At 65.6% G+C, this 15,236-nt stretch carries 17 protein-coding genes and 1 riboswitch; of the genes, 14 read left to right on the top strand and 3 right to left on the bottom strand.

The features are described from left to right. From C4301_RS06380 to queA, 5 genes are all read left to right on the top strand, one after another. Positions 1-250, top strand: a 250-nt coding sequence (locus C4301_RS06380; protein ID WP_352414265.1) for a hypothetical protein, incomplete at its 5' end; no start/stop codon positions are given. 42 nt (positions 251-292) lie between these two features. Further along, entirely contained in the window at positions 293-1,051 is a 759-nt protein-coding gene (locus tag C4301_RS06375) for a TIGR00282 family metallophosphoesterase (protein WP_352414264.1), read from the top strand. After that, entirely contained in the window at positions 1,048-3,597 is a 2,550-nt protein-coding gene (locus C4301_RS06370) for a phosphoenolpyruvate carboxylase (protein ID WP_352414263.1), read from the top strand. Before C4301_RS06375 ends, C4301_RS06370 begins: the two co-directional genes overlap by 4 nt. 10 nt (positions 3,598-3,607) lie before the next feature. After that, a complete protein-coding gene (locus tag C4301_RS06365; RefSeq protein WP_352414262.1) occupies positions 3,608-4,141 on the top strand; it encodes a LabA-like NYN domain-containing protein in 534 nt (177 codons plus the stop codon). After that, positions 4,134-5,165, top strand: coding sequence for a tRNA preQ1(34) S-adenosylmethionine ribosyltransferase-isomerase QueA (queA, locus tag C4301_RS06360; RefSeq protein ID WP_352414261.1), 1,032 nt, complete (start codon positions 4,134-4,136; stop codon positions 5,163-5,165). The genes C4301_RS06365 and queA overlap by 8 nt, the downstream gene beginning before the upstream one ends. Here the strand turns inward: queA and C4301_RS06355 are convergent. Both C4301_RS06355 and mgtE read right to left on the bottom strand, forming a co-directional pair. Continuing rightward, on the bottom strand, positions 5,132-6,391 hold the full coding sequence (locus C4301_RS06355; protein WP_352414260.1) for an ADP-ribosylglycohydrolase family protein: 1,260 nt from the start codon (positions 6,389-6,391) through the stop codon (positions 5,132-5,134). The genes queA and C4301_RS06355 overlap by 34 nt on opposite strands. Continuing rightward, positions 6,391-7,740 carry a magnesium transporter gene (gene mgtE / locus C4301_RS06350; protein WP_352414267.1) on the bottom strand — a complete coding sequence of 450 codons (1,350 nt, stop codon included), beginning with the start codon at positions 7,738-7,740 and terminating at the stop codon, positions 6,391-6,393. The genes C4301_RS06355 and mgtE overlap by 1 nt, the downstream gene beginning before the upstream one ends. Before the next feature lie 157 nt (positions 7,741-7,897). Here mgtE and ffh point away from each other — a divergent pair, with 157 nt between their 5' ends. Genes ffh through rplS form a run of 6 tightly spaced genes read left to right on the top strand, consistent with a single transcriptional unit; the run spans position 7,898 to position 11,353 of the window. Continuing rightward, on the top strand, positions 7,898-9,193 hold the full coding sequence (ffh, locus tag C4301_RS06345; RefSeq protein ID WP_352414266.1) for a signal recognition particle protein: 1,296 nt from the start codon (positions 7,898-7,900) through the stop codon (positions 9,191-9,193). Positions 9,194-9,196: 3 nt separating this feature from the next. Further along, positions 9,197-9,451: a 30S ribosomal protein S16 gene (gene rpsP, locus C4301_RS06340; protein WP_352414259.1), complete on the top strand. Its 255-nt coding sequence runs from the start codon at positions 9,197-9,199 to the stop codon at positions 9,449-9,451. Next, complete coding sequence (locus C4301_RS06335; protein WP_352414258.1) at positions 9,444-9,662, top strand: KH domain-containing protein; 219 nt, start codon at positions 9,444-9,446, stop codon at positions 9,660-9,662. The genes rpsP and C4301_RS06335 overlap by 8 nt, the downstream gene beginning before the upstream one ends. Positions 9,663-9,666: 4 nt before the next feature. Further along, a complete protein-coding gene (rimM, locus tag C4301_RS06330; RefSeq protein WP_352414257.1) occupies positions 9,667-10,158 on the top strand; it encodes a ribosome maturation factor RimM in 492 nt (163 codons plus the stop codon). After that, positions 10,158-10,883, top strand: a complete 726-nt coding sequence (gene trmD / locus C4301_RS06325; RefSeq protein ID WP_352414256.1) for a tRNA (guanosine(37)-N1)-methyltransferase TrmD — start codon at positions 10,158-10,160, stop codon at positions 10,881-10,883. Before rimM ends, trmD begins: the two co-directional genes overlap by 1 nt. A 47-nt stretch (positions 10,884-10,930) precedes the next feature. Beyond that, on the top strand, positions 10,931-11,353 hold the full coding sequence (gene rplS / locus C4301_RS06320; protein WP_352414255.1) for a 50S ribosomal protein L19: 423 nt from the start codon (positions 10,931-10,933) through the stop codon (positions 11,351-11,353). Positions 11,354-11,393: 40 nt separating this feature from the next. Here the strand turns inward: rplS and C4301_RS06315 are convergent, their stop codons facing one another. Then, the gene (locus C4301_RS06315; RefSeq protein WP_352414254.1) at positions 11,394-11,969 is read right to left on the bottom strand and encodes a response regulator transcription factor; all 576 of its coding nucleotides are present in this window, start codon (positions 11,967-11,969) and stop codon (positions 11,394-11,396) included. A gap of 19 nt (positions 11,970-11,988) precedes the next feature. Here C4301_RS06315 and sdaAA point away from each other — a divergent pair, with 19 nt between their 5' ends. The 3 genes from sdaAA to C4301_RS06300 all read left to right on the top strand — a co-directional run. Continuing rightward, on the top strand, positions 11,989-12,846 hold the full coding sequence (sdaAA, locus tag C4301_RS06310) for an L-serine ammonia-lyase, iron-sulfur-dependent, subunit alpha (RefSeq protein WP_352414253.1): 858 nt from the start codon (positions 11,989-11,991) through the stop codon (positions 12,844-12,846). A 51-nt stretch (positions 12,847-12,897) separates the two neighbouring features. Further along, positions 12,898-13,032: riboswitch (SAM riboswitch) on the top strand. Between the two features lie 108 nt (positions 13,033-13,140). Then, positions 13,141-14,406 (top strand): O-acetylhomoserine aminocarboxypropyltransferase/cysteine synthase family protein, encoded by a 1,266-nt coding sequence (locus tag C4301_RS06305; RefSeq protein ID WP_352414252.1) that lies wholly within the window; start codon positions 13,141-13,143, stop codon positions 14,404-14,406. Further along, the coding region (locus C4301_RS06300) for a homoserine O-acetyltransferase family protein (protein WP_352414251.1) at positions 14,403-15,236 on the top strand (834 nt) is incomplete at its 3' end. The genes C4301_RS06305 and C4301_RS06300, both read left to right, overlap by 4 nt.

The raw sequence follows: 15,236 nt of genomic DNA, 5'->3' as shown, positions 1-15,236 counted from the left end.
CAGGGCTTCGCCTGGCCCTCCTTTCCCGCCTTTGGAGGAAGCCAAGGCTTTGGCCCATCCTTCTTCCTTGGTCTTCGTTCCCGGGAGGGCCTTTTCTGGTCCTTCAGCCCTCCTTCCTTTCCTACGCCTCGCCAGCCTGACCGCCCTTATCCCGAGCCTGGGGGCCGCCGCTCTTCTTTCCAGGTCCGGCCGGTTTGTCCTGAGGAAGAGGGGGCGGGTTCTGGTCCTGAGGCAGGCCGATGAGGCTTGACCTTTTCCGCCTGGTCGGGCGGAGGCTTTAAAATGCCCCTGTATGCGCCTTCTTTTCATCGGGGACGTGATGGGGGAGCCGGGCCTAAGGGCGGTGAGCCTTCACCTTCCGGATATCCGGGAGGCCTACGACCTGGTCATCGCCAATGGGGAGAACGCCGCCTCGGGTAAGGGCCTAAACAAACGGGCCTACCGGATGCTCCGGGAGGCGGGGGTAGACCTCGTCTCCTTGGGCAACCATGCCTTCGACCACAAGGAGGTATACGGGCTTTTGGAAACGGAGCCCCTGGTCCGGGCGGCCAACTACCCCCCGGGAACCCCGGGCCGGGGGTGGTGGCGGCTCGAGGTGGGGGAGGAGAGCCTCCTGTTTATCCAGGTCATGGGCCGGGTTTTCATGGATCCTTTGGACGACCCTTTCCGCACCGTGGACCGGATCCTCGAGGCGGAGGCGGCAGACTATGTTCTGGTGGAGGTCCATGCGGAGGCCACCAGCGAGAAGATGGCCCTGGCCCACTACCTGGACGGCCGGGTGACCGCCGTCTTGGGCACCCACACCCATGTGCCCACCCTGGACGCCGGGCCTTTGCCTAAGGGGACCCTGTACCAGACGGATGTGGGCATGACCGGGACCTACCGCTCTGTTATAGGAGGGGAGATTGAGACCTTTCTCGCCCGCTTTCTCACCGCTAGGCCCCAGCCTTTTCGGGCCGCAGAGGGGCCTGCCCGGTTCCACGCCACGGAGCTGGTCTTTGAGGGGGGGAAAGGGGTCTATATCAGCCCCTATCTCTGGGAGGAGCCGTGACCGAACCCTTTGAGGCGTTAAAGCGGGAGGTGGACCTTCTGGGCCGCCTTCTGGGGGAGGCGATCAAAGCGGTCTCGGGGGAGCGCTTCTACGCACTGGTGGAGGAGGTCCGGCAGATGGCCAAGGCCAGGCGGCGGGGGGAGGAGGTGGCGGAGGCCCTGGTCCGGCGCATCCAAAGCCTCTCCCCGGAGGAGGCCGAGGCCTTGGTGCGGGCCTTTACCCAGTACTTCCACCTGGTCAACCTGGCGGAGGAGCGGCACCGGGTGCGGGTCAACCGGCTTAGGGCTGAGGCCGAAACCCTCGAGGCCCCTAGGCCGGAGTCCTTTCTGGCCCTGGTCAAAGCGCTTAAGGACCGGGGGCTTTCCTACGAGGAGGTGGTGGCCCATCTTTCCTCCCTGACCCTTTACCTCACCTTTACCGCCCATCCCACCGAGACCCGCAGGCGGACCCTCCGCCACCACCTCGAGGCCCTCCAGGAGGAACTCGAGGAGGGAGGTCAGGAGCGCCTCTTTGCCCGGGTCATCCTCCTTTACGCCACGGAGGAGATTCGGAAGATGCGCCCCACGGTGGAGGACGAGATCAAGGGGGGGCTTTACTACCTTCCCACCACCTTGTGGCAGGCGGTGCCCAAGGCGGTAGGGGCTTTGGAGGAGGCGGTGGAACGGGTCTACGGAAAAAGGCCTTCCCTCCCCCCCTTTGTGCGCTTTAGGAGCTGGATCGGGGGGGACCGGGACGGGAACCCCCATGTGACCCCCGAGGTCACCCGGTTTGCCGGGGAGTACGCGCGGAAGGTGGCGCGGGAAAAGCTCCTTCAGGAGCTGGACCGGCTCATCCGGGACCTCTCCCTTTCTGAGGAGCGCGTCCCTGCCCCCCGGGAGGTGCGGGAGGAGGGGGAAGGGGTGGAGCGGTTTTTGGGAGAGCCCTACCGCCGGTTCTTCCTTCGCCTGGCCCAGCGGCTTTCCGAGGCCAATACCCAGGATCTTCTCCGCCGGGTGGAGAAGGCCAGGCGGGGGCTTTGGAGGCTTCCCACGGTGGTCCGGATCCATCTAGATCCCTTGAGGACGAGGCTGCTTGCCTTCGGGCTTGAGCTTGTCCCCTTGGACCTTCGGGAGGAGTCGGGGCGGCTTTTGGAGGCGGTGGCGGAGCTTTTCCGGGCGGGAGGGGTTCATCCCAATGTGCTTTCCCTTTCGCCCGAGGCGCAGGAGGCCCTCTTCACCCAGGAGCTCTTTTCGCCTCGCCCTTTGGCCCCCGTGGGCTACGAGCCGGAAGGGGAGGCGCTCAAGGTGGCTTTGGGGGCGCTCAAGGCCTGGAGAGACCGGGGTGCGCACGTGGTCTCCATGACCCATCATCCCCGGGACCTCCTTGCGGTCTTCCTCCTCGCCCGGGAGGTGGGGCTTTACCGGGTGGGGGAGGGGGTGCCCTTTGACGTGGTCCCTCTTTTTGAGACCCTAAAGGACCTGGAGGGGGCCCCGGAAGGGGTGAGAAGGCTTTTGGAAAACCCCGTCTTCCTGGCCCATGTCCGGGCCCGGGGGGGGCTCGAGGTCATGATCGGCTACTCCGACTCCAACAAGGACGCAGGGTTTCTGGCCGCCAACCTCGCCCTGTACGAGGCCCAGGAGGCCATCGCTCAGGTGGGGCGGGAGAAGGGAGTCCCTGTCTATTTCTTCCACGGCCGGGGGACCTCCACCGCCCGGGGCGGCGGGCCTGCGGGCCGGGCCATCGCCGGCCTGCCCCCGGGCTCGGTGGGGAAGAGGATCCGGCTCACGGAGCAGGGGGAGGCGTTGGCCGACCGGTACAGCCACCCCGAGCTGGCCCTTAGGCACCTGGAGCAGCTTCTTTTCCATTTTGCCCAGGCGGCCTTGGGGGATGGCCAACCCCCCCTCCCCGGGTGGAGGGATGCCCTTAAGGAGGCAGCCTTCGAAAGTGTCCGCCGCTACCGGTCCCTTCTGGAGGCCGAGGGGTTTTTCGAATTCTTTGAGGCCTTTACCCCCATCCGGGAGCTTTCCGAGCTGCCCATTGCCAGCCGGCCGGTCTACCGGCATGGCCGGGTGCGGGACGTGCGGGACCTCAGGGCCATTCCCTGGGTCATGGCCTGGACACAAGTCCGGGTCATCCTCCCTGGTTGGTACGGGCTTTCCGCTCTTGAAGCCCTCCCTTTATCCCTCCTTCAGGAGATGTACCGAGCCTGGCCCTTCTTCGCCACCACCTTGGAAAGCGCGGCCATGGCCTTGGCCAAGGCGGACCTGGGGGTGGCCCGGCTTTACCTTAGGCTCGTGCCCGAACCCCTTCACCCCTTCTTCTTCCGGATAGAGGAGGAGTACCAGAAGACCGTGGCCCTCCTCGAGGCCATCTTCCAGGCCCCTCTTCTCCACAACCAAAGGACCCTGGCCCGACAGATCGAGCTCCGAAACCCCTATGTGGACCCCATCAACTTCGTCCAGGTGGAGCTCCTCAAACGGTACAGGCTCTCCCAGGACGAGGCCCTCAAACGGGGGCTGATGCTCTCCCTTCTTGGGGTGGCGGCGGGGCTTAGAAACGCGGGGTAAGCTAAGGGATATGGAGCCCCTGGGCCAGTACCCCGAGCAGCGGGTGGGGGTGTTCGTGGACACCCAGAACCTTTACCATTCCGCCCGCGACTACTACGAACGCAACGTAAATTTCGAAAGCCTCTTGCGCTATGCGGTGGGGGGGCGCCGCCTGGTCCGGGCCACGGCCTATGTGGTCGAGAAGGAGGGGGATACCTCCGCCTGGCCCTTCATCTACAAGCTTTCCACCATTGGCTACAAGGTGCGGCGGATGTACCTGAGCCTGAAGGAGACCACGGATGCAGGCAAGCCCATTTACGAGGGGAACTGGGACATGGGCATCGCCGCGGACATGGTCCGGCTCATGCCCCATCTGGACGTCGTGGTCTTGGGAAGCGGGGACGGGGATTTCGTGGAGATCCTCGAGGTCCTGATGGAGCGGGGGATCCGGGTGGAGGTCATCGCCTTTCGGGAAACCACCGCCCAAAGGCTCATCGATGCGGTGGACCGGTTCATCCATCTTCCGGACATCCCCGACCCCTTCATGCCCGCCAAAAATGGCTGAGCCCTACCATTACGACCTCCCCCCTGGGCTCATCGCCCAGGAGGGGGTGGAGCCCCGGGACATGGCCCGGATGCTGGTGGTCTGGCGGGAAGGCGTCTTCCGGGTGGAGCACAAGCGGGTACGCGACCTGCCGGACTTCCTCCGCCCGGGGGATCTCCTGGTCTTCAACGAGAGCAAGGTCATCCCTGCCAGGCTTTTGGCCCAAAAACCCACGGGGGGCAAGGTGGAGGTCCTCTTGGTGCGGGAAAGGGCGCCGGGGCTTTGGGAGGCCCTTTTGGGCCCTGCCCGCAAGGCCCCTGTGGGGACGCGGCTTTCCTTTCTCTCCCCTAAGGCCCTTCAGCCGGTGGAAGGGCTTTGGGCAGAGGTGGTGGGGGTGGAGCCGGACGGGGTCCGCCTCCTCCGCTTTGAGGGCGACCTCCTCTCCCACCTCGAGGAGGTGGGAGAGGTGCCCCTTCCCCCCTACATCAAGGCCAAGATCCCTCCCGAGCGCTACCAGACGGTCTACGCCCGGCGGCCGGGTTCCGTGGCCGCCCCGACCGCGGGCCTTCACTTCACCCCGGAGCTTTTGGAAAGGCTTAAGTCCCTGGGCGTGGAGCTCCGTTTCCTTACCCTCCACGTGGGCCCCGGCACCTTCCGCCCCGTGAAGGGGGATCCGGAAAAACACGGGATGCATCCGGAGGCCTTCGAGATCCCCCAAGAGACCGCCCAAGCGGTGAACCGGGCCCGGGCGGAGGGGCGGCGGGTGGTGGCGGTGGGCACCACCGTGGTTCGGGCCCTGGAGAGCGCCTACCAAAAGGGGGAAGGGGTAGTGGCGGGAGCGGGGGAGACCCGGCTTTTCATCCGCCCCCCCTACGCTTTCAAGGCCATAGACGCCCTCTTCACTAACTTCCACCTGCCAGGGTCCACTCTCCTAATGCTGGTGGCCGCCTTTTTGGGCTACGAGCGCACCATGGAGGCCTACCGTTTGGCGGTGCGGGAGCGCTACCGGTTCTACTCCTTGGGGGATGCCATGCTCATCCTATAGAGGCCCAGGGCCAGGGCTTCTATCCTTTCCCGAAGGTAGAGGGGCTGGAGCCAGGCCCGGGGGATTTTCTCCTTTCCGTAAAACGCCCCTGCCAGCTGGCCATAGACCGCCCCCACCGAATCCGCATCCTCTCCCAGGTTGACCGCAAGCTCCATGCCCTCGGCGAAGCTTAGGGTATGTGCGAAAGCGTAAAGGGAGGCCTCGAGGGTCCTTGGGGCATACCCCTTGGCCTCAGCCCGCTTCAGGAAGCTTCCCCCCACCACCTCCGCCACATCCGGGTGTAGATGGAGGGTGCGCAGGGGCTCCATGGCTAAAAGGGCCTCCTTGGGGGCCCCCTGGAGGGCTTCGGCGATCAGCCAGGCCAAAACAAGGCTCGAGTCCAAGGCGGCGGGGTGGCCATGGGTGGTCCGGGTGGAGAGGCGGGCATACTCCAAAAGCTCCAGTCTTTTGGCGTAGGCCATCGCTAGGGGGGCCAGGCGCACCAGGCCTCCGTTGCCCGCGCCCTCCGGGGGGCCGGAGAAGGGTTCTTGGGTTTGGGCGAAGGCCAGGAGGCTTTTTCTCGTCGTCTCCCCAACCCCGAAGGCGTACCCCCTGGGGCTGGGGTACCCCTCCTGGTACCAACGCAGGTACCGGTGCATCTGATCAAGGGGGTCAAACCCCTTTTCCAGAAGGCTTTCCGCAAGGAGGAGGGCCATGGCGGTGTCGTCCGTCCATTCCCCCGCCCTCAGGGCATGGGGCCCGCCTCCTTTCATCCCTCGGAGCTTGGGGAAACTCCCGGGGGCTAGGCCTTCCACCTGTGCCCCCAGGGCGTCCCCCACCGCCAGGCCCAAAAGCGCTCCCAGGTATTTGTCCCGCTCCTGGAGGCGCTCCGCCAAAAAGGCGCGGGCCGCTTCCGCGCCCAAAAGCCTAGGGGCCCGCCCAGGAGGGAACCACTCCATCAGTTCCTCGACTTCTTCCAGTCTATTCCCAAGGACCAGCTTGTGGTCCCCGTCTTCCAAGTGCAAAAGCCCAAGGAGCTTCCCCTTGGCCCGGCTTCCCGGAGGGAGGGGCCTTCCCAGAAGGACCGCGTCCACCTCCTCCCCGTCCGCGGGGTTGATGAGGTCGGGCACGAAGCCATAGTTCACTGGGGGAGGCCGGTCCCGCTTGACGAGGACGAGGCGCTCCCCTTGGAAGGCGTAACGCTCCTCGCTTCCCTTAGCCCACTCGATGAGGATCTCCAGCTCCATTAAAGGTTAAGGATAAGCCTGGCCACAAGCAGGTAGATGAGAAGCCCAAGCACATCGGAAAGGGTCGCGATCAGCGGATTGGAGACCAGAGCCGGGTCCACCCCGAGCCGCCTTAGGCCGAGGGGGAGCATCGCCCCCACCAGGTTGGCGAAGAGGACCAGGAGGAAGAGGGCGAGCCCCACCACGGGTAAAAGGGCCGTGTGGCCATCCAGGGCCACCTTGCCCACCAGGAGCAAGGCCAGGCTTCCCCCCAGGAGGCTTCCCACCAGGGCCTCCTTGAGAAGGATTCGCCTCCAGTCCCTGGGCTCGAGGTCCCGCGTGGCCAGGGCCCGGATGATCAGGGTGGCGGACTGGTTCCCCGTATTGCCCCCCGTACCCAAAAGGACGGGCAGGTAGAAGGCCAGGGCGGTGACCGCCTCGAGGACGGAGGCGAAGCCCTGGAGGATGGAGCTCGTCACCATTCCGGTGAGGATGAGGATGACCAGCCAGCGGAGGCGGGCCAGCCAGAGCCTCAAGGGCCCCGCCTCGCTGTAGACCAGGTCCGGCACATCCACCGCCGCCAGCTTGTGGATGTCCTCCGTGGCCTCCTCCTCCAGCACATCCACTACGTCGTCGATGGTGACGATCCCGGCAAGCCGCCCCCATTCGTCCACCACGGGGAGGACGGTGAAGTCGTAGTCCGCCATGAGCCGGGCCACCTCCTCCTGGTCTGTGTCCGTTCGGACATAGACCACGTCGGGGTTCATGATCTCCTTGACCCGGGTTTTGGGATCGGCTACGATCAGATCCCTTAAGGAGAGGACCCCAATCAGCCGCCCCTCCTCGTCCACCACGTAGAGGTAGTAGATGGTCTCCGCGTCCGGGGCGGCCCGCCGTAGGAAACGCAGCACCTCCTCCACCGTCATGGAGGCCCTCACCGCCACGTACTCGGGGGTCATGAGGCCGCCCGCCTCGTCCTCCTCGTACTGGGTAAGCTCCTCCACCTCGGCCTGGGTCTTGGGGTCCAGGTACGCCTTCAGGCGGCGGGCGAGCTCGGGGTCCTCCTCTTTCACCGCCTGAAGGGCGTCCGCCAGGTCGTCCAGGGAGAGCTCCTCAAGGATCTCCTGCACCCGCCAAGGGGGAAGGGTCTTCAGGTGCTCCGCCTGAAGCTCCGCGGAAAGCTCGGAGAAGACCTGGGCGGCCTTGTCCTTGGGCAAAAGGGTGAGGAGGAGGTGCTGCCCCTCCTCGGGGAGCTCGTCAAAGACCTCGAGGATCTCCTGGATCCGGGCCTCCTCCAAGGCCTCGCGGAGCCCTTCGGTCTCTCCTTCCGCCAGAGCGGATCTGATCGTGGATAAAAGGCGTTCCCGGATCACGGTGCACCCCCTATGGCGGAAAAAGCCGTGTCCAGTCTAGCACCTGGCCAGCATGGGCTCAACAAAGCCAGGTATAAAACGCAGAAAAATTGCCCTTGACATGCTCAACTTCCGTGGTCTATCCTCGAACCCGGCCTTTAGGCCAGGGGCGAGCATGTTTGAGAACCTCACCCAGCGGATACGGAGCGCGGTGGACCGCCTGAGGGGGCGGGGGCGGATCACCGAGGAGGAGCTGAAAAGCACTTTGCGGGAGATCCGGCGGGCCCTGATCGAGGCCGATGTCAACCTCGAGGTGGCCCGCGCCTTCATCCAGGGCGTTGAGGCCAAAGCCCTAGGGCAGAAGGTTTTAGAAAGCCTCACCCCCGCGGAGCAGGTCCTCTCCTTGGTCTACGAGGCCCTCACCGAGGCCCTGGGTGGCGAGGCGCACCCTCCCCTTTTAAAGTCCGAGGGGAACCTTTGGCTTCTCGTGGGTCTGCAGGGTTCGGGAAAGACCACCACCCTGGCCAAGCTCGCCCGGTACTACAAGGAGAAGGGCAGGCGGCCCCTTCTGGTGGCCGCGGATACCCAGCGCCCTGCGGCCAGGGAACAGCTCAGGATCCTAGGGGAGAAGGTGGGGGTGCCCGTCTTGGAGGTGGCGGACCGGGAGGCCCCGGAGGTCACCAAGCGCCGCATCCAGGAGGCGGTCCGCCAGGGGGTGCGGGACCTGGTCTTGGTGGACACCGCGGGCCGGCTCCAGGTGGACGAGGCCCTGATGGAGGAGCTGGCGAGGCTCAAAAGGGTCCTCGAGCCCACCGAAACCCTCCTCGTCTTGGACGCCATGACCGGCCAGGAGGCCCTTTCCGTGGCCCGGGTCTTTGACGAGCGCATCGGGGTCAGCGGCCTCATCCTCACCAAGCTGGACGGGGACGCGCGGGGCGGGGCGGCCCTTTCCGCCCGGCACGTGACCGGGAAGCCCATCTACTTCGTGGGGGTTTCGGAGAAGATGGAGGGCCTCGAGGCCTTTTACCCGGACCGGATGGCGAGCCGCATCCTGGGGATGGGGGATCTGGCCACCCTGGCCGAGAAGGTGAAGGCGTTGCAGATCGAGGCGGAGGCCCCTAAGAGGGCCAAGGAGCTCTCCCTGGAGGACTTCCTTGCCCAGCTCAGGCAGGTCAAGAAGCTGGGCTCCTTCTCGGACCTCCTCTCTATGCTTCCCGGCCTTCCTAAGGAGGTGCGGAACCTCTCCGTGGATGACCGGGCCCTGGCCCGCCTCGAGGCCATCCTTCTCTCCATGACCCCTGAGGAACGCAAGAACCCCCGTATCCTCAACGGTTCGCGCCGAAAGCGCATCGCCCGGGGGTCGGGCACCAGCGTGCAGGAGGTCAACCGGTTCCTCAAGAGCTTTGAGGAGACCCGTGACCTGATGAAGAGGTTGGAAAAGACGAAAGGAAGAGGATTTTTCAGGAGGTAGAAGATGGTCAAGATCCGGCTTTCCCGTTTTGGCTCCAAGCATAACCCCCATTACCGCATCGTGGTCACGGATGCCCGCCGCAAGCGGGATGGGGCATACCTCGAGAGCCTCGGCTACTACGACCCCCGAAAGACTACCCCGGACTGGCTTAAGGTCAACGTAGAACGGGCCCGGTACTGGCTTTCCGTGGGGGCCCAGCCCACGGACACCGCCCGGAGGCTTCTCCGCCAGGCGGGGGTCTTCCGCCAAGATGCGTGACCTGGTGGAGTACCTGGCCAAGAGCGTGGTGGACCACCCCGAGAAGGTCAAGGTGGAGGAGAAGCGGAGCCGGGAGGGGGTGGTCTACTACGTGAGCGTGGATCCTTCCGACAAGGGGCGGATCATCGGCCGCCAGGGCCGGGTCATCGAGGCCATCCGCACCCTGGTCCGGGCCTATGCCAAACGCCGAACGAGGGTGGAGGTAAAATGAACGGATGAGCCGGCTGGTGGAGATTGGCCGCCTGGGAAGCCCTTATGCCCTGGCGGGGGGGCTTAAGTTCCGGGGGGAGGAGGTCCTCCTCCACCTGGAGCGGGTCTACATAGAGGGGCAGGGCTTCCGGGCTATCCAGGACGTCTTCCGCGCGGGGTCGGACCTGGTGGTCCAGCTCGTGGGGGTGACAAGCCGGGAGATGGCCGAGGCCCTGGTGGGGCTCAGGGTCTACGCCCTGGCGGAGGAGCTTCCCCCTTTGGAGGAGGGGCGGTTCTACTACTTCCATTTGATCGGCCTGCCCGTCTACGTGGGGGAGAGGCTTTTGGGCCGGGTGGTGGACGTCTTGGACACCGGGGCCCAGGACGTCTTGATCGTGGAAGGGGAGGGGCCCCGGCTTAGGGACCGGGCCCAACGGCTTATCCCCCTCCAGGCCCCCTACGTCCAGGTGGAGGCGGAGGCCGTCCGCGTGGAGCCCATAGAGGGGCTTCTGGACTGATGCGCTACACCATCCTGACCCTTTTCCCCAGCCTCATCCGGCCTTGGCTTTCCGAGTCCCTCTTAGAAAAGGCCCTGGAAAAGGGTCTGATCGAGGTCCGGATCAAGGACCTTAGGGAGTTTGCCAAGGACAAGCACCGTACGGTGGACGATGCCCCTTATGGAGGGGGGCCTGGGATGGTCATCAAGCCGGAGGTGGCGGTGGAGGCGATCGAATGGGCCCTCCCCGCGGACGAGGTCATCCTCCTATCCCCTGCCGGGGAGGTCTTCACCCAGGAGATGGCCCGCGCCCTGGCGCGGAAGTCCCATCTGGTCCTCCTTTCTGGCCGCTACGAGGGGTTTGATGCCCGGGTGGAGCGGTTCGTGAGCCGGGTGGTTTCCATCGGCGATTACGTCCTGATGGGGGGAGAGGCGGCGGCCTTGGTCCTTTTGGAGGCCACCGCCCGGCTCGTTCCCGGGGTTATTGGGGACGAGAGGAGCCATGAGGAGGACTCCTTCTCCCGGGGGCTTCTGGACTTCCCCCAGTACACCCGGCCCTCCGTCTTCCGGGGCCTCGAGGTTCCGAGGGTGCTGCTAAGCGGCAACCACAGGGCGATCGAGCGGTTCCGGAGGGAAGAAGCCCTTAGGAAGACCCTCCTTCTGAGGCCAGAGCTTTTGGCCAAGGCCCACCTGGGCCAGGAGGAGGTGGCCTTTCTTGCCGAACTGGACCGGGACGGGTATACTTAAAGGCGGTGCCCATGAACCCCTAGGGGTTCCTCTGGGAGGGAGGAAGAATGAACCGTAGCGCGCTTTTGAAGCTGGTGGAGTCCAGGTACACCCGGACCGACCTTCCGGACTTCCGGCCTGGGGATACGGTGCGGGTGGCCTACCGGGTGAAGGAGGGGAACCGCACCCGGGTGCAGAACTTCGAGGGGTTGGTCATCAAGGTCAAGCGGAACGGGTTCAACAGCTCATTCACCGTCCGCAAGGTCTCCTTTGGGGTAGGGGTGGAGCGGATCTTCCCCATGCACTCCCCCCTGATCGAGAAGGTGGAGATCGTCCAGCGGGGCCGGGCGCGCCGGGCCAGGCTCTACTTCATCCGGGAGCTCTCCGAAAGGGAGATCCGCCGCAAGCTTCGGGTGGATCGCAAGCGGGTGGACCAAGACGCTCAAGCGGCCAAGGAGGCCGTGCGGGCTTCCGAGGCCGAGCAGGCCTGAGGTCTTTAGGCTTTTGGGGCGGGCTTGGGCCCGCCCCGTTTTATAGGAGGCCAAGCCTTCTCGCCTTTGCCACCGCCTCCACCCGGTTTTTGGCCTCGAGCTTGGCGTAAATGTTTTCCAGGTGGTCCTTCACCGTCTCCGGTGAGACCCTCAGGGCCTTGGCCATCTCCTTGGCCGCAAGCCCCTGGGCGAGAAGGCGGAGCACCTCCTGCTCCCTTGGGGTAAGGCGGGGCAGCTCGGGAAGGGTCAGGCGTTCCTCCTTAAGCTGCAGGCGCCGGAGCTTTTCCCGGATCTCGGGGGCGGAGAGCTCCTTGGAGAAGTACCCATCCGCTCCGGCCAGGTGCGCTTCCAGAAGGAGGGCGGGCTCGAGGTAGGTGGTCAGGAAGGCGATAAGGCCGGTGTACCCCTCCTCCCGGAGCCTCCGGCAGCAGGCCAGGCCGTCCAGGTGGGGCATCTTCAGGTCCAAAAGCACCGCCTCGGGGTTCAGCTTCAGCGCCATGGCCAGGGCCTCCTCCCCGTCCTTGGCCATGGCCACCACCTCCATCCCCTCGGCCTCCAGGCCCGCCTTCAGCCCCAGGAGGAAGAGGGGGTGGTCATCCGCGATCAAGACCCGCATCTGGCCTTATGATAAGGGTATGCCTTTGACCTTAAATAGCCTGGCCGGGCTTCCGGGGAAAGCCTCTGAGCACGTTTTGAGGGAGGACCTCGAGGAGACGGGGCTTGGTCAGGAGGAGGTCCTGGCCAAGATGAGGGAGCGGCTTCTCATCATGCGGGAGGCGATTGACCGGGGGCTTCGCACGGATGCTCCCAGCGTCGCCGGGATGGTGGGCTGGAACGCCAAGACCCTTTGGGAGGCGGACGACCCCCTCCAGGCCCCTCTTCTGAAACGGGTCCAGGCCTACGCCATGGCGGTGAACGAGGAGAACGCCCGCATGGGCCGGATTGTGGCCGCACCCACGGCGGGGAGCGCGGGGACGGTTCCGGGGGCCCTTTTCGGTGTGGCCGACCACCTGGGCTTTTCGCTGGAGGACCTGGTCATGCCCCTGGTCCTGGCGGCGGGAATCGGGAAGATCATCAGCCGCCAGATGTACATCGCTGGGGCCAGCGGGGGCTGCCAGGCGGAGATCGGTCCTAGCGCAGCCATGGCCGCGGCGGCGGTGGTGGAGCTCCTTTCGGGGAGCGCGGAGGCCGCGGTGCATGCGGCGGCGCTGGCCCTCCAGAACACCCTGGGCCTGGTCTGCGACCCCGTGGGGGGGTTCGTGGAGGTGCCCTGCGTGATGCGGAACGGGTTTTACGCCGTTCATGCGGTGAGCGCGGCCCAGCAGGCCCTAGCCGGGATCCGGAGCGTCATCCCCCCGGACGAGGTGGTTTTGGCCATGGTGGGCATCGGCCGCCTCCTGCCTTTGGAGCTCAAGGAGACAGGGGAAGGGGGGCTGGCCGATACGCCCACGGGAAGAAGGCTTGCCCAGCGCGCCTTGACGAAGAAGCCCTGAGCTTTTACACTAAGGGCTAACCGCGCGGGGGCGCGGCAAAAGAAACCCGTTCTCTTATCCAGAGCGGTGGAGGGAGTCGGCCCTGTGAAGCCGCGGCAACCCCTGGCCTTGCCGAACCATCGCCGGTATGGGCAGGAAGGTGCCAAGACCGACCCGGGCGGGGGAAACGCCCGGGGCTGATAAGGGAGGGGGACAGCGCCACGCGCAAAGCCCCTTCTGGCCGAGAGAACGGACAGTAGGGGCCTTTTTTTAGGCCCCTCCAAGCCCCCAAGCGGACTTGGAAGGAGGCCAAGGATGAGGTTTGAGACGCTCCAGCTCCATGCGGGGTACACCCCGGACCCCAGCACCAAGTCCAGACAGGTTCCCATCTACCCCACCACCAGCTACGTGTTCGACTCCCCCGAGCACGCGGCCGATCTCTTTGCCCTTAGGGCTTTTGGCAACATCTACTCCCGCATCATGAACCCCACGGTGGAGGTCTTTGAAAAGCGGCTGGCCGCCCTCGAGGGGGGCGCCGCGGCCCTGGCCACCTCCTCCGGCCACGCGGCCCAGTTCCTCCTCCTCACCACCTTGGCCCAGGCGGGGGACAACCTCGTCTCCACCCCTAACCTCTACGGGGGTACCTACAACCAGTTCAAGGTCACCCTGAAACGGCTTGGGATCGAGGTTCGCTTTACCAGCCAAGACGAGAAGCCGGAGGAGTTTTTAGCTCTCACGGACGAGCACACCCGGGCCTGGTGGGTGGAGAGCATCGGGAACCCTGCCCTGAACATCCCGGATTTTGAGGGCCTGGCCCAGGCGGCCCGGGAGAGGGGGGTGGCCCTGGTGGTGGACAACACCTTCGGCATGGGGGGGTATCTTTTCCGGCCCCTCGAGCATGGGGCGGCCTTGGTCACCCACTCCGCCACCAAATGGATCGGGGGGCACGGGGCGGTGATCGCCGGGGCCATCGTGGATGGGGGGCGGTTTGACTGGGGGAATGGCCGGTACCCCCTCCTCACCGAGCCCCAGCCGGGGTATCACGGCCTTAAGCTCACCGAGGCCTTCGGGAATCTGGCCTTCATCGTCAAGGCCCGGGTGGACGGCCTGCGCGACCAGGGGCAGGCCCTGGGCCCCTTCGAGGCCTGGGTTCTTTTGCTGGGGATGGAGACCCTTTCCCTAAGGGCCGAGCGGCATGTGGAGAACACCCTGGCCCTGGCCCACTGGCTGAAAGACCAGCCCCAGGTGGCCTGGGTGAACTACCCGGGTCTAGAGGGCCACCCCTCTTACCCCCGGGCCCAGAAGTACTTCCAAGGAAGACCGGGGGCCGTTCTCACCTTTGGCCTAAAGGGTGGGTATGAGGCGGCCAAGCGCTTTATCTCGCGGCTTAAGCTCATCTCCCACCTGGCGAACGTGGGGGATACCCGCACCCTGGCCATCCACCCCGCCTCCACCACCCACTCCCAGCTCTCCTTGGAGGAGCAGGCCCTGGCGGGGGTTTCCCCAGAGCTGGTCCGGCTTTCCGTGGGGCTCGAGCACCTGGAGGACCTAAAGGAGGAGCTTAAGGAGGCCCTGGCATGAGCGAGCCCAGCGTGCTTTGGGAGACCTGGGGGGAGCACGAGGCCATCCTGCTCAAGCCCCCCCGTTCCCCTAGGCGCGTTCCGCCCCCTGTGCCCCGGACCGCGGTCCTCTTTTCCCGGCGGGAGGGGTTTTACACCGAGCTCGGGGGGTTTCTGCCCGAGGTCCGGCTCCGGTTTGAGACCTATGGACGGCTTTCCAGGAGGCGGGACAACGCCGTCTTGGTCTTCCACGCCCTCACGGGGAGCGCCCACCTGGCGGGCCAGTACTCGGAGGAGGTCTTCGCCCGGCTCTCCCCCTTGGAAAGGGCTTTTGGCCGGGAGGGCTGGTGGGACGGCCTGGTGGGGCCGGGGCGGGTTCTGGATCCTGCGCTTTACTACGTCGTCTCGGCCAACCACCTGGGGAGCTGTTACGGCTCCACCGGTCCCACTTCCATCGACCCCCGGACGGACCGTCCCTATGGTCAGGACTTTCCCCCCTTGACCGTCCGGGATCTGGCCCGGGCCCAGGCGCGGCTTTTGGACCACCTCGGGGTGGAGAGGGTTACGGTCATCGGGGGAAGCCTGGGGGGGATGGTGGCCTTGGAGTTTGCCCTCATGTATCCGGAACGAGTGGAAAAGCTCGTCGTCCTCGCTGCTCCCCCAGTGCATGGCCCATGGGCCCGGGCCTTCAACCGCCTCTCCCGGGAGGCTATCTTGAAAGATCCCGGGTTCGCCGAAGGGCGGTATGAGCGCCAGCCCGAGGGGCTTAAGCTTGCCCGGGCCATCGCCATGCTGAGCTACCGGGCTCCGGAAAGCTTCCAAAGGCGCTGGGCGGACGACCCAGCCCAGGGG

It is taken from the genome of Thermus sp. (genome assembly GCF_040290245.1).
GTDB lineage: Bacteria > Deinococcota > Deinococci > Deinococcales > Thermaceae > Thermus_A.
This window is presented reverse-complemented; position numbering and strand designations above follow the sequence as displayed.

Excerpts from the sequence above, each read along its gene's own strand:
- C4301_RS06375 (WP_352414264.1), top strand. The coding sequence starts at position 293 with ATGCGCCTTCTTTTCATCGGGGACGTGATGGGGGAGCCGGGCCTAAGG.
- C4301_RS06365 (WP_352414262.1), top strand. The coding sequence starts at position 3,608 with ATGGAGCCCCTGGGCCAGTACCCCGAGCAGCGGGTGGGGGTGTTCGTG.
- queA (WP_352414261.1), top strand. The coding sequence starts at position 4,134 with ATGGCTGAGCCCTACCATTACGACCTCCCCCCTGGGCTCATCGCCCAG.
- C4301_RS06355 (WP_352414260.1), bottom strand. The coding sequence starts at position 6,391 with ATGGAGCTGGAGATCCTCATCGAGTGGGCTAAGGGAAGCGAGGAGCGT.
- ffh (WP_352414266.1), top strand. The coding sequence starts at position 7,898 with ATGTTTGAGAACCTCACCCAGCGGATACGGAGCGCGGTGGACCGCCTG.
- rpsP (WP_352414259.1), top strand. The coding sequence starts at position 9,197 with ATGGTCAAGATCCGGCTTTCCCGTTTTGGCTCCAAGCATAACCCCCAT.
- C4301_RS06335 (WP_352414258.1), top strand. The coding sequence starts at position 9,444 with ATGCGTGACCTGGTGGAGTACCTGGCCAAGAGCGTGGTGGACCACCCC.
- rimM (WP_352414257.1), top strand. The coding sequence starts at position 9,667 with ATGAGCCGGCTGGTGGAGATTGGCCGCCTGGGAAGCCCTTATGCCCTG.
- trmD (WP_352414256.1), top strand. The coding sequence starts at position 10,158 with ATGCGCTACACCATCCTGACCCTTTTCCCCAGCCTCATCCGGCCTTGG.
- rplS (WP_352414255.1), top strand. The coding sequence starts at position 10,931 with ATGAACCGTAGCGCGCTTTTGAAGCTGGTGGAGTCCAGGTACACCCGG.
- C4301_RS06315 (WP_352414254.1), bottom strand. The coding sequence starts at position 11,969 with ATGCGGGTCTTGATCGCGGATGACCACCCCCTCTTCCTCCTGGGGCTG.
- sdaAA (WP_352414253.1), top strand. The coding sequence starts at position 11,989 with ATGCCTTTGACCTTAAATAGCCTGGCCGGGCTTCCGGGGAAAGCCTCT.
- C4301_RS06305 (WP_352414252.1), top strand. The coding sequence starts at position 13,141 with ATGAGGTTTGAGACGCTCCAGCTCCATGCGGGGTACACCCCGGACCCC.